Source organism: Nocardia sp. NPDC046763 (assembly GCF_040645495.1).
Taxonomy (GTDB): Bacteria; Actinomycetota; Actinomycetes; order Mycobacteriales; family Mycobacteriaceae; genus Nocardia.
In genome coordinates this window covers 1-17,086 of sequence record NZ_JBEYYI010000041.1, presented here as the reverse complement: position 1 = coordinate 17,086, position 17,086 = coordinate 1, and the positions used below count along the sequence as shown (strand labels likewise).

Annotated in this window: 18 protein-coding genes; 11 read left to right on the top strand and 7 right to left on the bottom strand. The window is 67.2% G+C overall.

Translation table 11 applies throughout. The features are described 5' to 3' along the window. Nucleotides 1–24 precede the first annotated feature (24 nt). The gene (locus ABZ909_RS39910; protein ID WP_357010962.1) at nucleotides 25–642 is read right to left on the bottom strand and encodes a TetR/AcrR family transcriptional regulator; all 618 of its coding nucleotides are present in this window, start codon (nucleotides 640–642) and stop codon (nucleotides 25–27) included. A 127-nt stretch (nucleotides 643–769) separates the two neighbouring features. Here ABZ909_RS39910 and ABZ909_RS39905 point away from each other — a divergent pair, with 127 nt between their 5' ends. The 8 genes from ABZ909_RS39905 to ABZ909_RS39870 all read left to right on the top strand — a co-directional run bounded on the left by ABZ909_RS39905 (nucleotide 770) and on the right by ABZ909_RS39870 (nucleotide 10,289). Next, nucleotides 770–2,581, top strand: a complete 1,812-nt coding sequence (locus tag ABZ909_RS39905; RefSeq protein ID WP_357010960.1) for a long-chain fatty acid--CoA ligase — start codon at nucleotides 770–772, stop codon at nucleotides 2,579–2,581. A 1-nt stretch (nucleotide 2,582) separates the two neighbouring features. Continuing rightward, entirely contained in the window at nucleotides 2,583–3,455 is an 873-nt protein-coding gene (locus ABZ909_RS39900; protein WP_357010958.1) for an SDR family oxidoreductase, read from the top strand. Further along, nucleotides 3,452–4,981, top strand: coding sequence for an aldehyde dehydrogenase family protein (locus ABZ909_RS39895; RefSeq protein WP_357010957.1), 1,530 nt, complete (start codon nucleotides 3,452–3,454; stop codon nucleotides 4,979–4,981). The genes ABZ909_RS39900 and ABZ909_RS39895 overlap by 4 nt, the downstream gene beginning before the upstream one ends. Next, on the top strand, nucleotides 4,978–6,132 hold the full coding sequence (locus ABZ909_RS39890) for an acyl-CoA dehydrogenase family protein (RefSeq protein ID WP_357010955.1): 1,155 nt from the start codon (nucleotides 4,978–4,980) through the stop codon (nucleotides 6,130–6,132). Before ABZ909_RS39895 ends, ABZ909_RS39890 begins: the two co-directional genes overlap by 4 nt. 29 nt (nucleotides 6,133–6,161) lie before the next feature. Further along, complete coding sequence (locus ABZ909_RS39885) at nucleotides 6,162–7,385, top strand: acetyl-CoA C-acetyltransferase (RefSeq protein ID WP_357010953.1); 1,224 nt, start codon at nucleotides 6,162–6,164, stop codon at nucleotides 7,383–7,385. A 34-nt stretch (nucleotides 7,386–7,419) separates the two neighbouring features. Next, on the top strand, nucleotides 7,420–9,552 hold the full coding sequence (locus tag ABZ909_RS39880; RefSeq protein ID WP_357010951.1) for a 3-hydroxyacyl-CoA dehydrogenase NAD-binding domain-containing protein: 2,133 nt from the start codon (nucleotides 7,420–7,422) through the stop codon (nucleotides 9,550–9,552). Between the two features lie 69 nt (nucleotides 9,553–9,621). Next, nucleotides 9,622–10,044 carry a hypothetical protein gene (locus ABZ909_RS39875; protein ID WP_357010949.1) on the top strand — a complete coding sequence of 141 codons (423 nt, stop codon included), beginning with the start codon at nucleotides 9,622–9,624 and terminating at the stop codon, nucleotides 10,042–10,044. An 11-nt stretch (nucleotides 10,045–10,055) separates the two neighbouring features. Beyond that, nucleotides 10,056–10,289: a short-chain fatty acyl-CoA regulator family protein gene (locus ABZ909_RS39870; protein ID WP_357010947.1), complete on the top strand. Its 234-nt coding sequence runs from the start codon at nucleotides 10,056–10,058 to the stop codon at nucleotides 10,287–10,289. Nucleotides 10,290–10,322: 33 nt separating this feature from the next. On the opposite strand, the gene ABZ909_RS39865 is transcribed toward ABZ909_RS39870, so the two are convergent. The 3 genes from ABZ909_RS39865 to ABZ909_RS39855 are packed head-to-tail and all read right to left on the bottom strand — an operon-like array spanning nucleotide 10,323 to nucleotide 12,521. Then, on the bottom strand, nucleotides 10,323–11,312 hold the full coding sequence (locus tag ABZ909_RS39865) for a methylenetetrahydrofolate reductase (protein WP_357011050.1): 990 nt from the start codon (nucleotides 11,310–11,312) through the stop codon (nucleotides 10,323–10,325). Between the two features lie 34 nt (nucleotides 11,313–11,346). Continuing rightward, nucleotides 11,347–12,108 (bottom strand): SDR family oxidoreductase, encoded by a 762-nt coding sequence (locus tag ABZ909_RS39860; protein WP_357010945.1) that lies wholly within the window; start codon nucleotides 12,106–12,108, stop codon nucleotides 11,347–11,349. Further along, nucleotides 12,105–12,521, bottom strand: coding sequence for a VOC family protein (locus ABZ909_RS39855; protein WP_357010943.1), 417 nt, complete (start codon nucleotides 12,519–12,521; stop codon nucleotides 12,105–12,107). The genes ABZ909_RS39860 and ABZ909_RS39855 overlap by 4 nt, the downstream gene beginning before the upstream one ends. Nucleotides 12,522–12,610: 89 nt before the next feature. Between ABZ909_RS39855 and ABZ909_RS39850 the strand changes: the two genes are divergently transcribed. After that, nucleotides 12,611–13,282, top strand: coding sequence for a GntR family transcriptional regulator (locus tag ABZ909_RS39850; protein ID WP_357010941.1), 672 nt, complete (start codon nucleotides 12,611–12,613; stop codon nucleotides 13,280–13,282). Nucleotides 13,283–13,522: 240 nt separating this feature from the next. On the opposite strand, the gene ABZ909_RS39845 is transcribed toward ABZ909_RS39850, so the two are convergent. Then, nucleotides 13,523–14,296: a class I SAM-dependent methyltransferase gene (locus tag ABZ909_RS39845; RefSeq protein WP_357010939.1), complete on the bottom strand. Its 774-nt coding sequence runs from the start codon at nucleotides 14,294–14,296 to the stop codon at nucleotides 13,523–13,525. Between the two features lie 367 nt (nucleotides 14,297–14,663). After that, nucleotides 14,664–15,311 (bottom strand): TetR/AcrR family transcriptional regulator, encoded by a 648-nt coding sequence (locus ABZ909_RS39840; RefSeq protein WP_357010937.1) that lies wholly within the window; start codon nucleotides 15,309–15,311, stop codon nucleotides 14,664–14,666. A gap of 92 nt (nucleotides 15,312–15,403) precedes the next feature. Here ABZ909_RS39840 and ABZ909_RS39835 point away from each other — a divergent pair, with 92 nt between their 5' ends. After that, nucleotides 15,404–15,790, top strand: a complete 387-nt coding sequence (locus ABZ909_RS39835; protein ID WP_357010935.1) for a cupin — start codon at nucleotides 15,404–15,406, stop codon at nucleotides 15,788–15,790. 48 nt (nucleotides 15,791–15,838) lie between these two features. Further along, entirely contained in the window at nucleotides 15,839–16,663 is an 825-nt protein-coding gene (locus ABZ909_RS39830) for an NAD(P)H-binding protein (RefSeq protein ID WP_357010933.1), read from the top strand. 16 nt (nucleotides 16,664–16,679) lie between these two features. Here the strand turns inward: ABZ909_RS39830 and ABZ909_RS39825 are convergent, their stop codons facing one another. Next, nucleotides 16,680–16,970, bottom strand: coding sequence for a tetratricopeptide repeat protein (locus ABZ909_RS39825; protein WP_357011048.1), 291 nt, complete (start codon nucleotides 16,968–16,970; stop codon nucleotides 16,680–16,682). Nucleotides 16,971–17,086 lie beyond the last annotated feature (116 nt).

Sequence of the window (17,086 nt, the reverse complement as noted above, 5' to 3'; positions counted from 1 at the left end):
CGGTGGCGTCCGGCCGGGCCGTGCTCACTGCACGGGTGCGGACAGCGCGTGCAGAATCAGGGTGGTGATCTCGACGTAGGCGTCGGTGTCCGACATCTGCAGGCGCTCGACGAAGGTGCCGTCGAGCACGGCCCCGAGCAGCAGATTCACTGCCAGGCCGAGGAATTCGGCGTTCGCCGGCCGAAAGGACCCGTCCGCGATGCCTTCGTCGATGAAATCGCGAAGGTGGTCGGCCGAGGCGTGGGCATTGCGGCGATACAGTTCGTCGGCGGGCTCGAAGGCTCGCATGTCGGCGTAGCAGGCGCGCGAGATGGTCGCCATCTCGTCGCGAACTCCGTTGATATAGGTGATGATTCGATCCCGTGGGGTGCCGGCCAGGCGCGCCTGCTGGTCGATCTTCTCGCCTCGGGCGCGAAAGATGCGGTCGAGCGTCTTGATGATCAGCTGTTCCCGGCTCGACGCGATGGCGTAGAGCGTGGATTTCGAACACTGCAGCCGGCTCGCGATCTCATCGATCGTCAGGGTGGCGAAGCCCTCGGCCAGGATGATGGTTTCGAGTCGCTGCAGGATGCCGTCGCGTCGTTCCTCGCTCATCCGACGCCCGGCGCCCGTGCGGCGTGCGCCGGTTTGTGTGACTGACATCGGCGATCCTCGCTTTCCAACTCTCTAGACCTCGAATTTCAGGTGCTCATCGTACCGAGACCCTTGACTGGGTACGCGAATGGGTACAAACTTACCGTGAAACGTACCCAACTGCCGAAGGATCTCCATGCCCGAATCGACGGCGATCGAGCGGATACGCGCGGCCCACAGCTTCTGCGAACTCTTTCAAGCCACCGCGGCGGCACGTGCGAACCAGATCGCCCTGCGGTCCTCCGATGGCGCGGTCTCGATCAGCTGGGGCGACTACGCCCAGGGGGTGCGCCGCATAGCGGCGGGGCTCGCGGCGCTGGGTGTGTCACGTGGCGACATCGTCGCGCTCATGCTGACCAACCGGCCCGAGTTCCATCTGGTCGATACCGCCGTCTATCACCTCGGCGCGACCCCGTTCTCGATCTACAACACCAGCAGCGTGGAGCAGGTCGGCTACCTGTTCGCCAATGCGGAGAACACCGTCGTCGTCTGTGAGGCGCAATTCCTGCCGAAGGTGCGCGAGGCGCGTCGCGAGGGCAAGGTCCAACACATCGTCTGCGTCGACGGCGGCGGTGACGAGGTCATGAGCCTGGCCGACGTGGAGTCGGCCGGAGACCCCGAGTTCGACTTCGAAAGCGCCTGGCGCGCAGTGGGTCCCGACGATCTACTGGCGCTGATCTACACCTCCGGTACCACCGGGCCGCCAAAGGGCGTCGAACTCACTCATCGTGCCCTGCTGTACTTCACCGAGGCCGTGTTCGCGATCCCCGAATTCGCCGCCGGGGCGGTTGATGGACGGGTCGTCTCGTATCTCCCGGACGCACACGCACTGAACCGGTGGTTCGGCCAGTACGCCCCGGCCGCGGCCGGCGCGACCGTCACCACGGTGGCCGACAGCAGGGAACTCGTCGACGTGCTGCCCACGGTGCGGCCGACGCTGTTCCTGGCAGTGCCGATGCTCTGGTACAAGCTGCAGGCGGCGATCGAAAATGCCGTCGCGGCACAGGAATTCCCACGCCGGGCGATCGCATCCTGGGCGCTCGGTGTCGGACGACGCCGGGCCGTGCACCGGATGGCGGGGACCGTCCCGACGGCGCTCGAGCGGGTGCGGAACCTGGTCGCCGACCGCCTGGTGCTGTCCGGCCTGACCGCGAAACTGGGCCTCGACCACGTGACGCTCGCGCTCACCGGCGCCGCCCCGATCGCCCCGGAAACCTTGGAATTCATTCTCGGACTCGGCATTCCGTGCTGCGAGGGCTGGGGCATGTCGGAAATCCTGGTGACCACCATCAACCCGCCCAGCGCGATCCGGTCCGGGACGGTCGGCATTCCGCTGCGCGACGTGGAGATCCGGCGGGCCGACGACGGTGAACTGCTGGTCCGCACCCCGGGCGTCATGCGCGGCTACCGCAACGATCCGGTGCGCACCGCCGAGACCATCGACGCCGAGGGCTGGGTGCACACCGGTGATATCGGCTCCATCGACGCGGACGGATACGTGCGGATCGTCGACCGCAAGAAGGAGCTGATCATCAACTCCGCGGGAAAGAACATGTCCCCGAACAATATCGAGAACACCGTCATCTCGGCGTCCGCTCTGATCGGCTGCGTGGCCGCCATCGGCGACCGGCGCAAGTACGTCACCGCGCTGATCACCCTCGACGCGGACGCCGCCGCGGTGTTCGCCCGCGGGCACGGCATCGGCGATGCCTCGGCCGCGGCGCTGGCGGGTCGTCCGGAGATTGTGCGTGTCATCGAAAATGCTGTCGCACAGGCGAATACGAAGCTGTCGCGGGTGGAGCAGATCAAGAAGTTCTCGATCCTGCCCGTGTACTGGGAGCCCGGCGGAGACGAGCTCACACCCACCATGAAACTCCAGCGCGGGCGGATCGCGGCGAAGTACGCGGCCGAGATCGAGGCGCTCTACACGACGAAAGCAGGTGCCTGACATGGCCCGACCAGCTGTTTCTTCACAAGGTCTGCGAGGCAGGGTGATTGCCGTGACCGGAGGTGCCCGCGGCATCGGCCGTGCGACCGCGGCGGCCTTCCTCGCCGCCGGTGCGCAGGTCGCGATCGGTGACATCGACGCCGAACTCGCCGACCGGACGGCCGCCGAACTGTCCGCCCACACCGGCGCCCGCATCGTCGGACTGCCCCTCGACGTCACCGATCCGGCCTCGTTCGCGGGCTTTCTCACCGCCGTCGAAGCCGAACTGGGCCCACTCGACGTGCTCGTGAACAACGCGGGCATCATGCCGACCGGACTGTTCGCCGATGAGGATCCCGCGATGACCGCGCGGATGGTGGACATCAATATCAATGGCGTACTCACCGGCTCTCGGCTTGCCGTCGAGCGGTTCCGCCCGCGCCGGAGCGGACACATCGTCAATGTCGCGTCGCTGGCCGGGGTCACGGTACTGCCGGGCCTGGCAACCTACTGCGGGACGAAGCGTTTCGTCATCGGCTTCACCGAGACGCTCGAACGCGAGCTGCGAACCGAGGGCGTGGCCGTCACCATGGTCCTGCCGGGCGTGGTGCGCACCGAGCTGTCGGCGGGCACCCGGCTGCCGAAGTGGCTGGAAGGCGTCTCGACCGTCGATCCCGAGGACGTGGCCGCCGGTATCGTCGCTGCGGTAGCGAAAGGCCGGCGGCGCGCAGTGATTCCGAAATCGCTCGGCCGGCTGCTCGGCTTGCTGGCCATCCTGCCCAAGAGCGCGCAGTACGTGATGCTGCACGCATTGCGGCTCGATATCGGTGCCACCCATGTCGATCCGGCGCTGCGCGAGCGCTACCATCGGCGGCTCACCGGCGGCGCGGCATGACCGACACCATCGAGGTGCGATCACCGATTCACGGCACGATCCTGGGCACGGTGCCGAACCAGCCGCCCGAGGCGGTGGCCGCGACCGTGCGGGAATTGCGTGAGCACCAACGGGAATGGGAGGCGATCGGTCCGCTCGCCCGAGCCGGATGGTTGCGGGCGCTACGCGAATGGCTGCTCGCCGAACGCGATCGCATTGCCGATGTGCTGCAACGCGAGTCGGGCAAGCCGCGCGCGGAAGCGGAGATCGAGCTGCCGTTCGTGGCCGAGGCGATCAGCTACTTTGCCAGGCACGCACGGGAATTCCTGGCCGACGAACCGGTCCGGCCGTCAGGACTACTGAGCGCCGCGAAACGAATGCGGCGTCTCTACCGTCCGTATCCGGTGGTGGGCGTGATTTCCCCATGGAATTTTCCACTGCTGATTCCTGGTGCCGACGTGATCACGGCACTACTGGCCGGTGCGGCGGTGTTGCTCAAGCCGTCGGAGGTGACACCGTTGACCGCGCTGGAATTGCAGCGCGGCTGGCGCGAGATCGGGGCGCCGCCGGTGTTCGCGGTGGTGACCGGCGACGGTGCGACCGGCGCCGCGGTGGTCGAGCACGTGGACTACGTCCAGTTCACCGGGTCCACCCGCACCGGGCAGGCCATCGCGCATCGGTGCGTCGACCGGATGATCCCCTACAGCCTGGAACTCGGCGGCAAGGATCCGGCCATCGTGCTGGCGGACGCGGACCTGGATCGCGCGGTGCGCGGAATCGCCTGGGGCGCATTGCTCAATGCGGGGCAGGCGTGCGTCTCGATCGAGCGGGTCTATGTCGAGGCACCGCTGTACGACCGATTTGTCGCGAATCTGGTGGACTACGTCGCCGCGCTGCGCCGCGGCGACGACCGCGTCCCCTACTCCGTCGACCTCGGCGCCATGGCCACCTCGGCCCAGCACGCGATTGCCCAGCGCCACATCGATGAAGCCCTCGACGCCGGAGCCCGGGCACTGACCGGCGGTGGTAACGACGACAACGATCCCTTCCTCGCACCGGCCGTGCTCGTCGACGTCGACGAGTCGATGACCTGCCTGCGCGAGGAGACCTTCGGACCGACCATCCCGGTCGTCAAGGTCGCCGACGCCGCCGAGGCCATCCGGCGCGCAAACCAGTCGAAATACGGCCTGTCGGCGTCGGTTTGGACCCGCGATACTGCTCGCGGCGAGCGGATCGCCCGCGAGCTCGAGGTCGGTGCAGTCAATATCAACGACACCGTCACCAATCTGCTCGAGATGGGTCTGCCGCACGGCGGATGGAAGCAATCGGGCTCCGGCTCCCGCCTGGGCGGAGCCGCGGGCCTGCGCAAGTACACCCGTCAGCAGGCGATCACCGCGCCACGCATCCGGGCCCTGCCGTGGGAACCGCTGTGGTTCCCGTACGTCCCCCGCAAGGCGCGCATCGTGCGCCGACTCCTCGCGGCGGTCGCCGCGACCGGCAGCGCATTGCTGTGGAGAACACCCGAACCGAAACGAGAAGCACTGTGAACCCCTTCGTACTCGATGAAGATCACGTCCAATTCCGTGACAACGTCCGGAAATTCGCGCGCGAGAAGCTGCTGCCCGGCTACCTCGAGCGAGCCCAGCGTGACGAGTACCCCTTCGAGGAAGTCAAGCAACTGGGGGATGCCGGACTGCTCGGTCTGTGCCTGCCCGAATCATTGGGCGGTCAGGACGCCGATCTGCTCGCACTCGGTCTGGCGTGCGAGGAGGTGTCCTACGCCGACGTCAACCTCGCCACCATCCTGTTCCTGCAAAGTGCGCCTGCCGCCTTGCTGGCTGAGTACGCGCCGCGGGCCGTCGTCGACCGGTGGGTGCCCGGGATCGTCGCCGGCGATATCGTCCACGCGCTGGCCTTGACCGAACCGGGAGCCGGATCCGACGCGCAGTCCATGACCTGCCGCGCCGAGCGGGTACCCGGCGGTTGGAAGCTCTACGGCGAGAAGACCTCCATTACGCAGGCGCCTGACGCGCACGTCGCCACCGTCATCGCGCAGACCGATCGATCGTTGCGCGCCAAGGGAATCGGTGCGTTCGTGGTGGCGCTCGACGACCCGACGATCACGCGGCAGCGCTTCCGTGATCCCGGCGCGCGACCGGTCGGACGCGGGTCGCTCGCCTTCGACGGCACCTTCGTCCCCGACGACCATGTGGCGGTCGAGCCCGGTGGTGGCTTCCAGATGGTGATGCACGAGTTCGACCTGACCCGTACGCTGATCGGCCTCACCGTGGTGGGCGCCGCCCAGCGCGCGCTCGACCTCGCCGGCGCCTATGCCATGCAGCGCACCACCTTCGGCCAGCCCCTGGCCGTGAACCAGGGCGTGTCCTTCCCGATCGCCGAGCACTACACCCATCTCGCGGCGATCCGCACGCTGGCCTGGCATGCGCTGGGCCTGCGGATGGCCGGACAGCCGCACACCGTGGAGGCCGCGATGCTCAAGTGGTGGGCGCCGCAGGCCGGGTTCGCCGCCATCAATGACGCCGTCGTCCTGCACGGGCATCTCGGCTGGTCGGAGGAGATGCCGCTGCAGGCGATGCTGCGCGACGTCTCGGGCTTCCAGATCGGGGACGGCACCCCGCAGATCCAAAAGCTGATCATCGCCCGGGAACTCGTGCACCGCCCGGGCGCCCAGCGCTGAATCACCCACCGAATCAAGGAGAAATTCGCATGGCAGCGACCGAAGCGCTGATTTTCGACGCAATCCGGACCCCGCGGGGCAAGGGAAAATCGAGCGGCTCGCTCTACACCGCCGGTCCGGTGGACCTGGCCACCGGACTGATTCGGGAGATGCTCGGCCGCCACCCCGAGATCGACCCGGCACGGGTGGACGACGTCGTGCTCGGCTGTGTCTCGGCGGTCGGCGAACAGGGCGGGGATATCGCCGAGATGGCGGTGCTCCGAGCCGGACTCGGTGAGACCGCCGCCGGCGTGCAGCTCAACAGGTTCTGCGCCTCCGGTCTGGAAGCGGTCAATATCGCCGCGCAGAAGGTGGCCTCGGGGTGGGAGGACCTCGTCTTCGCCGGTGGCGTGGAATCGATGTCGCGCGTCCCGATGGGATCGGACGCCTGGATGATGTCGATCGCCGACCCGAACCTCTATCACCGCACCCCCGTCATCCTGCAGGGCCCGGCGGCCGATCTGCTCGCCACTGTGAACGGATTCACCCGCGCGGACGTGGATGCCTTTGCCGCACAATCGCATGCGCGCGCGGCTAACGCCTGGCGACTGGGCCGGTTCGGCGAGTCGGTGGTACCGGTCACCGACATCAACGGGACCGTGCTGCTCAGCCACGACGAATTGATCCGGCCGGACGCGACCGTCGCCACGCTGCACGAGCTGAAGCCCTCCTTCACCGCCATGGGAACGGCCGGGGGATTCGATGCGGTTGCGCTACAACGCTTTCACTGGGTCGAGGAGATCGAACACGTGCACACCGCGGGCAATTCGTCCGGCATCGTGGACGGGGCCTCGCTGCTCGCCATCGGCAGCGAGCGCATCGCCGACGAACTGGGGCTCACCCCGTGGGCCCGGATCGTGGCGACCGCCGTGAGCGGGTCCGACGTCTCGATCGGCTTCACCGGTCCGGCCCCCGCCACCCGAAAGGCGCTGGCCAGAGCCGGACTGACCATCGACGACATCGATCTGATCGAGGTGAACGAGGCGTTCGCGGCCGTGGTGCTGTGGTACGCGCGGGAGATGGGCGTCGATCCGGAGCGCATCAATGTCAACGGCGGCGCCATCGCCATGGGACATCCGCTCGGCGCGACCGGCGGCATGCTGCTCGGCACCGTGCTCGACGAACTCGAACGCACCGGCGGCCGGTACGGCCTGGTCACGTTGTGCGCCGTCGGCGGCATGGGCATCGCCACCATCGTCGAGCGCCTGTCCTGACCACCGCCTTACCATTACGAAGGAACCACGAAAAATGAACGACAGCAGTGCAATTCGCTGGGAGCGCGACGCCGAGGGCATTGTCGTCCTCATCATGGACGTCCCGGGCCAGGCGACCAACACTTGGAACTCCGCCTTCCGAACCTCCCTCGCCGCGACCGTCGATCGGCTGGAATCCGAACGCGACGGCATCACCGGGGTCATCCTCACCTCCGGCAAACGGACCTTCCACGCGGGCGCCGATCTCCACGAAATGCGCACGCTCGGCGAGCAGAGCACGACCGCCGAGCTGGTGTGGCTCTGCGCGGGCATCAAGGACACGCTGCGCCGGCTCGAGACGCTCGGCCGTCCCGTGGTCGCGGCCATCAACGGCTCCGCGCTGGGCGGCGGCCTCGAGCTCGCGCTGGCCGCACACCACCGAATCGCGGTGAACGACAGCCGAATCCGGATCGGACTGCCGGAGGTCACCCTCGGCGCGATTCCAGGCGCAGGCGGCGTCGTCCGCACCGTGCGGCTGCTCGGTCTGTTCGATGCCCTGCGCAACGTCCTGGCGCAGGGGCAGCGGCATCGGCCCGATGCCGCGCTGCGGGCCGGGATCATCGACGAGCTGGTCGCGTCGGACGCGGAGCTGATCCCGGCGGCCAAGGCGTGGATCGCCGCTCATCCGGAGGCGACGCAGCCGTGGGACCGACCCGGCTACCGCCTCCCCGGCGGCAAGCCGACCGAGGTCGCCAACTCGATGAACCTGCCCATGCTCACCGCCACCATCAGCAAGCAGCTCAAGGGAGTCGACTTCCCGGCCGCCCGCAATCTGCTCGCCGCCGCGATGGAAGGGGCGCAACTGGACTTCGCCGGTGCCATGGTGATCGAGACGCGGTACTTCGTCCACCTCCTGCGGAATCCGATGACACAGGCCATGGTTCGGTCGTTCTTCGCCATGCAGAAGCTCAACAGCGGTTCTCATGAGCCCGATGCCTTCCGTCCTCGGAAACTGGCGATGGTCGGTGCCGGGATGATGGGCGCCGGCATCGCCTACGAATACGCGAAGGCCGGGGTCGATGTCGTGCTGAAGGACATCTCGATCGAGGCGGCTGAACGTGGCAAGGACTACTCTCGCAAGCTGGTCGAACAGGCCGTGGCCAAGGGCCGCTGGTCACGGGAGCGGGCCGACCGGCTGCTGGCGCGCATCCGGCCGACGGCCGACACCGCCGACCTGGCCGGCGCGGATTTGATGATCGAGGCGGTCTTCGAGGACCCCGAGCTCAAGAAGGCGACCTACCCAGCGATCGAAGACGGGTTGGCGACCGACGCGCTGCTGGCCTCCAACACCTCGCAGATCCCGATCGGCCTCCTCGCGGAGGGCGTGCGCCGCCCCGAGGCGTTCCTCGGCATGCACTTCTCGAGTCCGGTCGAGAAGATGCCGTTCGTCGAGATCATCAGGGGCGCCCGGACATCCGACGACGCCGTGCGTCGCGCCGAGGATGCGGTGCGGTTGATCTCGAAGACGCCGATCGTGGTCAACGACGGCCGCGGATTCTTCCTGACGCGACTGTTCATGTCGCTGGTATTCGAGGCGCTGGACATGCTCGACGAGGGTGTCCCGGCCGCGTCGATCGAACAGGCTGCGGCCCAGGCGGGCTTCCCCACCCAGCCGCTGCTCGTCGTCGACCAGATCAGCCTGACGCTGGTGCGGCACGTGATCGCCGACGAGAAGGCGGCTGCGGGGCAAGCCTTCCGGGAACGCCCCGGCCACCGGGTCGTCGCGCGCATGCTCGAAGAATTCGACCGCAAAGGCCGAGCCGCGGGCGCCGGTTTCTACGACTACGCCGACGGCGAGCGGCTCGGCTTCTGGCCGGGACTGCGCGACGCGTTCGGTGGAGACGAGCCGCGGGCCGACCTCGACGATCTGAAGGACCGCTTCCTGTTCATCGTCGCCATCGAGGTGCTGAAGTGCCGGGCCGAGGGCATTGTCACCTCCGACGACCTCGCCGACGTAGGGTCCATCATGGCCGGCTTCCCGGCCTCGACGGGCGGCGCGATGCAGTTCGCGTACCCCGATCACGGTGGCGCACAACGGTTCCTGGAGCGCGCAAGGGAACTCGGCGACGTCTACGGTGACCGCTTCGACGCGACGACGTTGATCGAGGCGCGCGCCTCGGCGAACTGACGCTCGTGGATCCGGTGTTCGGCACCGAACCTCTCGATCTGATCGGACGACCATGGAAGGCCGTTGTCTATGGAAAACCCTGCACCGCAGCTCATCCCGGGCGGACGGACACCCTGGCTCGCGCCACGGTTGTGGGTCGGCTATCTACTCGCGGGTGTGGTGGTCGGCCTGCTGTGGGTAGTGCAGACCGGACCGTTGTGGGAACACGGTCTTCGGATGGCGGTCGTGCTGTTGGTCGTGCCGACCGCGGTGCATCTGATCAGGAGGCGGTGGGCCGCAGGCAAACCGGCGACCGTGCACCGGATATCGCTGCCTCGCATCGCCGTGGCGAAAGCAGTCCTCGTCATCGCCGCGCTGACGGTCACCTGGCTGTTCGAACCGTCGCTGCCGCGTATCCACTACCTCGGTGGTCTCGCGCTCACCGTCACCATCGCGGCGGGTGGACCGCTGCTGCACCGCCACCTGCTCACCGCACCGTCCGTGCCGGAATAGACGGAGTGGTCGTGATAACGGTGCTGGTCCCCAAGTTTGTCGACGCGAGCTACCTGGTCGGCGCGGGTGGTGACCTTGGTCTGCCCATCGACGATCCGCGCGCGGCCGTGCCGATCGGTGCGGGCTGCAAGGTGCGCGAGCGCGCCGATTGCGCCCAGCGCGCCTTCCCGCAGCTGGGCCGTCCGATTCGGGTGGACGACAACAGCTCTCAGAACATCCCGTACGTGCCGGCGACCGCCGCCTGACCCGGGTCGACCGGGCGGCGGGTCGGCGTCGGCTCAGGCGCTCAAGGGAGCAGCGGTCACCTCGTAGCCCAGGTTGGTCAGGACCTCGGTGGTGGCCTTGGCGAAGTTGAGGGTGATGAAGTGCAGGCACGGTGCGCCCTCGGCGATGAGCCGCTGCCCCATCTCGGTGGCGATCTCGATTCCAGCGGCGCGCACCGCGGCCCGGTTTTCCTCCGGGCCGTCACCGGCCGCCTTGCGCAGGCGTTCCAGGACCGGGGCCGGGAGTTCACGACCGGACAGCTCGACCGCCCGGCGCACGGTGCGCAGCGAGGTGATCGGCATCAGCTCGGGGATGATCGGTTTCGCGCCTTCGATCGGGTCGTGGGCCACGAGTCGATCTCGTAGGCGCAGATAGTGTTCGACGTCGAAGAACATCTGCGTGATCGAATAGTCCGCTCCGGACCGCAGTTTCGCGGCCAGGAACGCGGTATCGGTGTCCAGGTCCGGGGATCGGTGATGCCCCTGCGGAAACGACGCCACGCCCACGTGGAAGTCGCCGAGGTCGCGCACGATCCGAACGAGTTCGTCGGCATAGCGCACGCCGGAGGGGTGCTGGTGCCATTCGCCGAGTGGGTCGCCGGGCGGGTCTCCACGCAGCACGAGCATGTTGCGGATCCCGCAATCGGCGTAAGCGCCCACCAGTGCACGCAGTTCGGCGATGCTGTGCCCGACGGCGGTCAGGTGTGCTACCGGTACCAGCGTGGTCTGCTGCGCGAGATCGCCGGTGATGCGGGCGGTGCGCTCCTTGGTGGATCCGCCCGCGCCGTAGGTCATCGACACGAATGCCGGGTGCAGGCGCTCGAACTGGCGCACCGCGCGCCACAGGCGCGCCTCGCCGATGGCGTCGCGCGGGGGATCGAACTCCACCGAGAACGGCACCCGCGACCCGGCCGCGTGGGTACGAAGGCTTTGGACGACCGACGGAACGCCGAAGGCTGTCAAGGGATCTCGGGCAGAACGACGTGGGTTCGCCTGGCCCGGCATGGGAAGGGAATACATGTTCACCTCGGGACTAGAACTAGGTACGCAGGTAGGAAGCGCCGTTGAGGTCGAGGATGGCTCCGGATGCCCAGGTGGCCTCGGAGGAGGCCAGGTAGACGACGGCGGCGGCAACTTCGGCGGGGGTGCCGACGCGACCGAACGGGCTTTGCGCGCGCACCGAATCACCTTCGGGCGCTGTGAGTTTGGATGTCTGGCGTTCGGTGTCCACGAATCCGGGAGCCACCGAGGTGACACTGATGCCATGCGGGGCGAGCGCGATGGCCATCGATTGCCCGAAGGCCTGAAGAGCGGCCTTGCTCGCGCCGTAGGCGGGGAAGTCGGGCTCGCCCTTGAACGCGCCGCGTGAGCCGATATTGACGATATGACCTGGCGCGTCCCGGGCGATGAGGTGCTGGGCGACGGCATAGGTCAGGTGCACCGGGCCCAGCAGGTTGATCGCTAGCATGTGCTGCCAAATGTGCTGCCACCGCGCCTGTTCCACCTCGGCCACGCGGTGGATATTGTCGGCGGCCGGGGCCAGCGCGGCATTGTTGACCAGAACCTCGATCCCGCCCAGCGCCGCCACCGCGGCGTCGACGATCCGCCGGGCCGCCTCGGGGTCGGCGATGTCACCGCCCACGACGGCATGCCCGGAGCCCGGCAGGTCCCGGAGAGTTTTCTCGGCGGCGGCACGGTCGTGCCCGTAATGCACCGCGACGCGATCACCACGCTCGGCGAAGGCCGTCGCGACGGCCCGGCCGATGCCGCGGGAGGCTCCGGTGACCAGTACTCGCCTCATCGAGCGAACACCTGCGACTCGTCCAGAAACGCCTTGAACTCCAAGGCATTACCGGACGAATCAAGGAAGAACATCGTCCACTGTGCGCCTGGCTGATCCGGAAACCGCAGATACGGTTCGATGAGGAATTCTGTTCCGACCGTGCGCAACCGGTCGGCCAATGCGTGAAAATTGTCCGGGGACAACAGCAAACCGAAGTGCGGGATCGGAACCCGATGCCCATCGACTTCGCTGGTTCCGGCCTGCTCGGTAGGGCGCGGGACGACATGCGTCACCAGCTGATGCCCGCCGAGATCCCAGTCGATCCAGTGGTCGCTGCTTCGACCCTGCTCGAGACCGAGCACATCGCCGTAGAACGAGCGGGCGGTGTCGAGATCGTTGACCGGGATTGCCAGGTGAACTGCAGCACGCATGGCGAGACTCCTTCATTGAGGGTTCCTTCGTCGTTCCCCTCGTATATCCCACCTTGCGCTCCACAATGTCTCAATGTCAACATTGGGACATGAGTACTTCGCTACCCAAGGCCGCCCGCCGCGGGTTGGCACAGGAGGCCGCTGACCTGATCCGATCCGCGATACTCGCCGGAGATCTCGCCCTCGGTGCACCGCTGCGCGAGGTGGAACTGGCTGCTGCCCTGGGCATCAGCCGCGGATCGGTGCGGGAGGGACTGGCAGTACTGGAAGGCGAAGGGCTCATCCGCCGCGGCTGGCATCGTGGCACGAGCGTGATCGATATCGCCGCTCGCGATATCGAGGAGGTCTACACCCTGCGCGCCGCCCTGGATCGGCTGGCCGCCCTCACCGCACACCGCGTCGCGACCCCCGAGCAGTTCGCCGCGCTGGACGAACTCGTCGACCGGATGGCCGCCGGACTGGCCGCACAAGCGCCCACTGCCCGACTGCTGGCCCTCGACATCGCCTTCCACGACCGCATCTACGCCGCCGCGGGCAACGAGCGGTTGCGCCGCGCCTGGGAGGCGGTCCGCTCCCAGGTCCACCTCTTCCAGCTGCACCGCGTCACCACCGGCGACGACCACTATCGCGCGCACGTCGTGGATGAACATCGAGAACTGGCGGCACTGCTGCGTTCCGGCGATCCGGATGCCCTGGCCCGCTGCGCAGAAGAACACGTCGATGCCGCCCGCCGCAGCCTGCTCGCCGACCTCCCGGCATAGCCGAATGCACCTCGGCGCAATCGGACACACGCGCGGCCACCATCGGGCACCCGGATCGAAACGGCGGTCCGGATGCGTCTTGGCTCGACCGGCGGCTACAGACCGGAAAGCTCGCACGCTGGCCGGTTCGGTCAGCGCGGGTGCGCGACGGTAGGGGATGGGTTGCGCCGTGGGTGATCTCAACAGCACATGCCGGTCAGGATATGTCGGTGTTGAATGTCCGAAGCTGCCGTGAGGGGGTCAGTGTCGTGGAGCGGGGTAGCGGCCTACCAATAGATCGACCGAGTAACTCTCCTCGATGATGCCTTCCGGGAAGGCTGCGCTGAGGACTGCGCGTTCTTCGGAAAGTACGGCGTGCCGTCGGGTTTGGTCGAGAACGAGGAACGCCGAGCGGCTACCGATGTTGGCCAGATGCACGTCCAGCGAGACAGTGCGGGACCAGCCCATCCGACGTCGGGTGACATGCAGACCGGTCAGGCCCGCGAGCCGGATGGCCTCGGCGTCGTCCGGACGTACGGCGGGTTCGGGTTTCAGCCCGCAGTAGTGAGCGATGCGCAGGTGCTGTGCGTGGATCCACGGTATGTCGAAGGCGGTGGTGTTCCACCAGATCGCCAGCGCACCGTCGCTACGCAGTACACGCAGCGCTTCCGGCACCGAGACCGCCGGGTCGGTCCACTGCCACGACTGCGCGTAGGTGATGAGGTCATGGGACGCGCCGGCCAGTGGCAGGGCATTGCCGTCTCCGCGCACGACCGGCACGGTTGGAACCGCCTTGCGACACTCGGCGGCCATCTCCGCCCCCGGCTCGACGGCAATGACCTCGGCTCCCCGCTCACGCAGCAGTGCGGTGGCAATCCCGGTGCCCGCCCCGACATCAGCGATGCGCGCGCCCTCCAGCCGACGGCCCGTAACTTCCTCGATCGTGTCGAAAAGCTCGGGGGGATAGGACGGCCGATTGGTTGCATACTCGGCGGCGGCGATGTTGAACGACAGGGCACGCGATCGTGTGGTCATCGGTCCACCAGTCCCTGACCGTCAAGGTCGGATTGCCATGTCCCGCTGACGTTCTCGGAAGGTTCGGCCATCGACCTGAACTCGACGTAGACGAGGAACAGCAGAACATCGTCCGGTGATCTCACGGTTCCCTCCTTGTCCAGCAGCATATGCTGAGCGAGTATGCGGCGGTCCCTCGGCTGCCATAGGACGGCGACGGATCGTTCCGAGTCCGCCCCGACAACACAACACCCATCGCAGCGATGTGACACGCATCGATGCAGATCCCCGATCCGCATGCGCTGATCACCCCGGTCCACCGATCGCGGTCGATCCGTGCCACGTCAGTTGCGGTGAGCGACAAGCTAACCCGCGTGCGGCGACGCGGTCAGCAGCGAGGAAGCAGGCCGTCGATCACGGCACGCAAACCTGGTTCGTAGGTGTCGGCGTCGGTGAGTTCCGCCCAACGGTCGGCGACGGCGGCCAGTCGGGGCAGCTCGGCGGAATCGATGTCGGCGAACAACTTCTCACGAAAGGTTGCCCGGGTGTCGGTGGTGCGGCGTTTTCTCGCGGCGGCTCGGACCAGGATTTCGCCGACGGTGTAGTACCAGATCGTCCGGTATGCGTGCACCGCGTCGTCGATGGCGAGGCCACCGGCTATCGCGGCATCGATGATGGTTTCCGGGTACCACAAGGCGCTCGGCGAGAGCAGGTCGTCGGCCGTCAGTACTTCAACCACCCACGGCAACTGGGCAAGGGTGTCGTGCAGGGCGCGAGCGGCGACGATCAGCCGCTCACGTGGGGCAGCGGGCAGCTCAGGGCGCTGCATGCTCGCCGCTGCCTCGCCGAGTAGCAGGAGCAGCAGTTCTTCCTTGTCGCGGACATGGTGGTAGACCGCCATCGGGGTGGCCCCCAGTGCGGTCGCGAGTCGGCGCATGGTCAATGCCTCCACGCCGTCGGCCGCGATGAGGTCGCGGGCCGTGGCCACGATCTGCGCGCGCGACAGGCGAGGCGGGCGTCCGGTACGTGTTTCCACCGAACCATCTTGGCACGAGCTCTCGACAGAGGATCAACCCGTGGGCTAGTTTTTATACACGTACAAAAACCTTTCGATCCGAGGAGCTTCCGATGCAACTGACCCCTATCGACCTGTTCGCCCGTGGCGTGCGAATGCTCACCGACGGTCGGGTATTCGATGAACCGCGCCGCATGAGCGGCGATGTCGAGGGCTGGACGATGGCCGTCTTCCACCTCGAGAGCGCGGCCGACGCGCACGCGGACCATTGGGAGATCCACCCCTCGGGCGAGGAGTTGGTCGCAGTGCTCACCGGTGGGATCCGCATGTATCTGCGTCCGGAAACGCCTGGAGCCGACGAGGATTCGATCACTCTCGGACCAGGGCAGGCGTGCATCGTGCCACAGAACCGATGGCATCGCATCGAACTGGACGAACCTACCGACATGATGTCGGTCTCGCTGCGGCACGGTTCGCTCCTCGAACGCCGTGATCTCTGACATGCGCTGCGGCTCAGCGATTTTCGTTTCAGACAAGGAATGAAGAAGATGCATCTGATCACCGGCGCCACCGGAAACGTCGGCAGGCATATCGTCGAGGGGCTGCTCGCCGCGGGTGCGGGCGTGCGGGCGAGTAGCCGCAACCCCGCCACCGCAGAACTGCCCGCCGGCGTAGATATCGTGGCCTCCCAAACAGATTCGCCTGCCTTCGCGGGAGTGGTCGGCGCCTTCCTGAATCCGGCCGCAGTGCACGACACGGCGGACAGACTGCTCGCGCAAGCCTCCGCGGCGGGAGTGCGGCGAATCGTATTGCTCTCGTCGTCCTCTGTCCTCGACGATCACCCCGACAACCACACAGGCATCGCGCATCGCGACCTCGAGCAACGCATCGAACGCAGCGGACTGGAATGGACCTTCCTGCGGGCCGGCATGTTCGCGGCCAATACCCGGCAATGGGCCGCGCGCATCCGCGCCGATCACATCATCCACGCCGCCTACACCAGCGCCGCGATCGCGCCCATCCACGAGCGCGACCTCGCGGCCGCCGCGGTGCGAGCGCTGCTCACCGACGACCTGCTCCACCAGAGTCCGGTCCTCACCGGCCCCGAACTGATCACGCAAGCCGACCAGGCCAAGCTGATCGGCGACATCATCGGCAAGCCGGTCCGACTCGAAGAGACCGACGCGCGAACCGCGCGCGAGCACATGATCGCCCAGCGAATGCCACCGGAAATCGCGGATTCCCTACTGCGCTACTACGAGCGGGCGATCACCCAGCCCATCGAACCCACACCCATCTCCACCGACCTCACCCGTCAACAGCCCCGCACCTACCGCCAATGGGTCCTCGAGCACGCCGCCGACTTCCGCTGACACCGGCCGGATGATTTCACTGCGATCGTTGTCTCGTCACGCCGAGTTCGAAGTAGCTCGACGCCAGGCCAACCCGGTCGTTGGCTTCCTCCGTCAGGATGATGGCCTGCCTGAACAGCTGCTCGGCGTCGCCGAATCGGCCTCGGCCATACGCTGATTTGGCTAGGTGGTGAAGGCTGGATGCCTCTGCGTCCTTGTCGCCGGCGCGCTGCACGATCGCCAGTGACTTCCGCAGGAATTCGTCTGCCTCGTCAAGAGATCCTTTGTCCTGCAGGACAATTCCCAACCCATGATAGACCTCGCCCAGGATCGCCTGACGAACGCGGCATCCGCTACTGGCACCCCTCTATGTCAAGACGTGGGTGTGGGTGTGGGGTTAACCTGGTTTTCGGGTCCGGGATGTGGCTTGTCCGAAGGGTCGGT

Bases quoted from the DNA above. Each gene is read 5' to 3' on its own strand.
- ABZ909_RS39910 (WP_357010962.1), bottom strand. From the start codon at position 642: ATGTCAGTCACACAAACCGGCGCACGCCGCACGGGCGCCGGGCGTCGG.
- ABZ909_RS39905 (WP_357010960.1), top strand. From the start codon at position 770: ATGCCCGAATCGACGGCGATCGAGCGGATACGCGCGGCCCACAGCTTC.
- ABZ909_RS39900 (WP_357010958.1), top strand. From the start codon at position 2,583: ATGGCCCGACCAGCTGTTTCTTCACAAGGTCTGCGAGGCAGGGTGATT.
- ABZ909_RS39895 (WP_357010957.1), top strand. From the start codon at position 3,452: ATGACCGACACCATCGAGGTGCGATCACCGATTCACGGCACGATCCTG.
- ABZ909_RS39885 (WP_357010953.1), top strand. From the start codon at position 6,162: ATGGCAGCGACCGAAGCGCTGATTTTCGACGCAATCCGGACCCCGCGG.
- ABZ909_RS39880 (WP_357010951.1), top strand. From the start codon at position 7,420: ATGAACGACAGCAGTGCAATTCGCTGGGAGCGCGACGCCGAGGGCATT.
- ABZ909_RS39875 (WP_357010949.1), top strand. From the start codon at position 9,622: ATGGAAAACCCTGCACCGCAGCTCATCCCGGGCGGACGGACACCCTGG.
- ABZ909_RS39865 (WP_357011050.1), bottom strand. From the start codon at position 11,312: ATGCCGGGCCAGGCGAACCCACGTCGTTCTGCCCGAGATCCCTTGACA.
- ABZ909_RS39860 (WP_357010945.1), bottom strand. From the start codon at position 12,108: ATGAGGCGAGTACTGGTCACCGGAGCCTCCCGCGGCATCGGCCGGGCC.
- ABZ909_RS39855 (WP_357010943.1), bottom strand. From the start codon at position 12,521: ATGCGTGCTGCAGTTCACCTGGCAATCCCGGTCAACGATCTCGACACC.
- ABZ909_RS39850 (WP_357010941.1), top strand. From the start codon at position 12,611: ATGAGTACTTCGCTACCCAAGGCCGCCCGCCGCGGGTTGGCACAGGAG.
- ABZ909_RS39845 (WP_357010939.1), bottom strand. From the start codon at position 14,296: ATGACCACACGATCGCGTGCCCTGTCGTTCAACATCGCCGCCGCCGAG.
- ABZ909_RS39835 (WP_357010935.1), top strand. From the start codon at position 15,404: ATGCAACTGACCCCTATCGACCTGTTCGCCCGTGGCGTGCGAATGCTC.
- ABZ909_RS39830 (WP_357010933.1), top strand. From the start codon at position 15,839: ATGCATCTGATCACCGGCGCCACCGGAAACGTCGGCAGGCATATCGTC.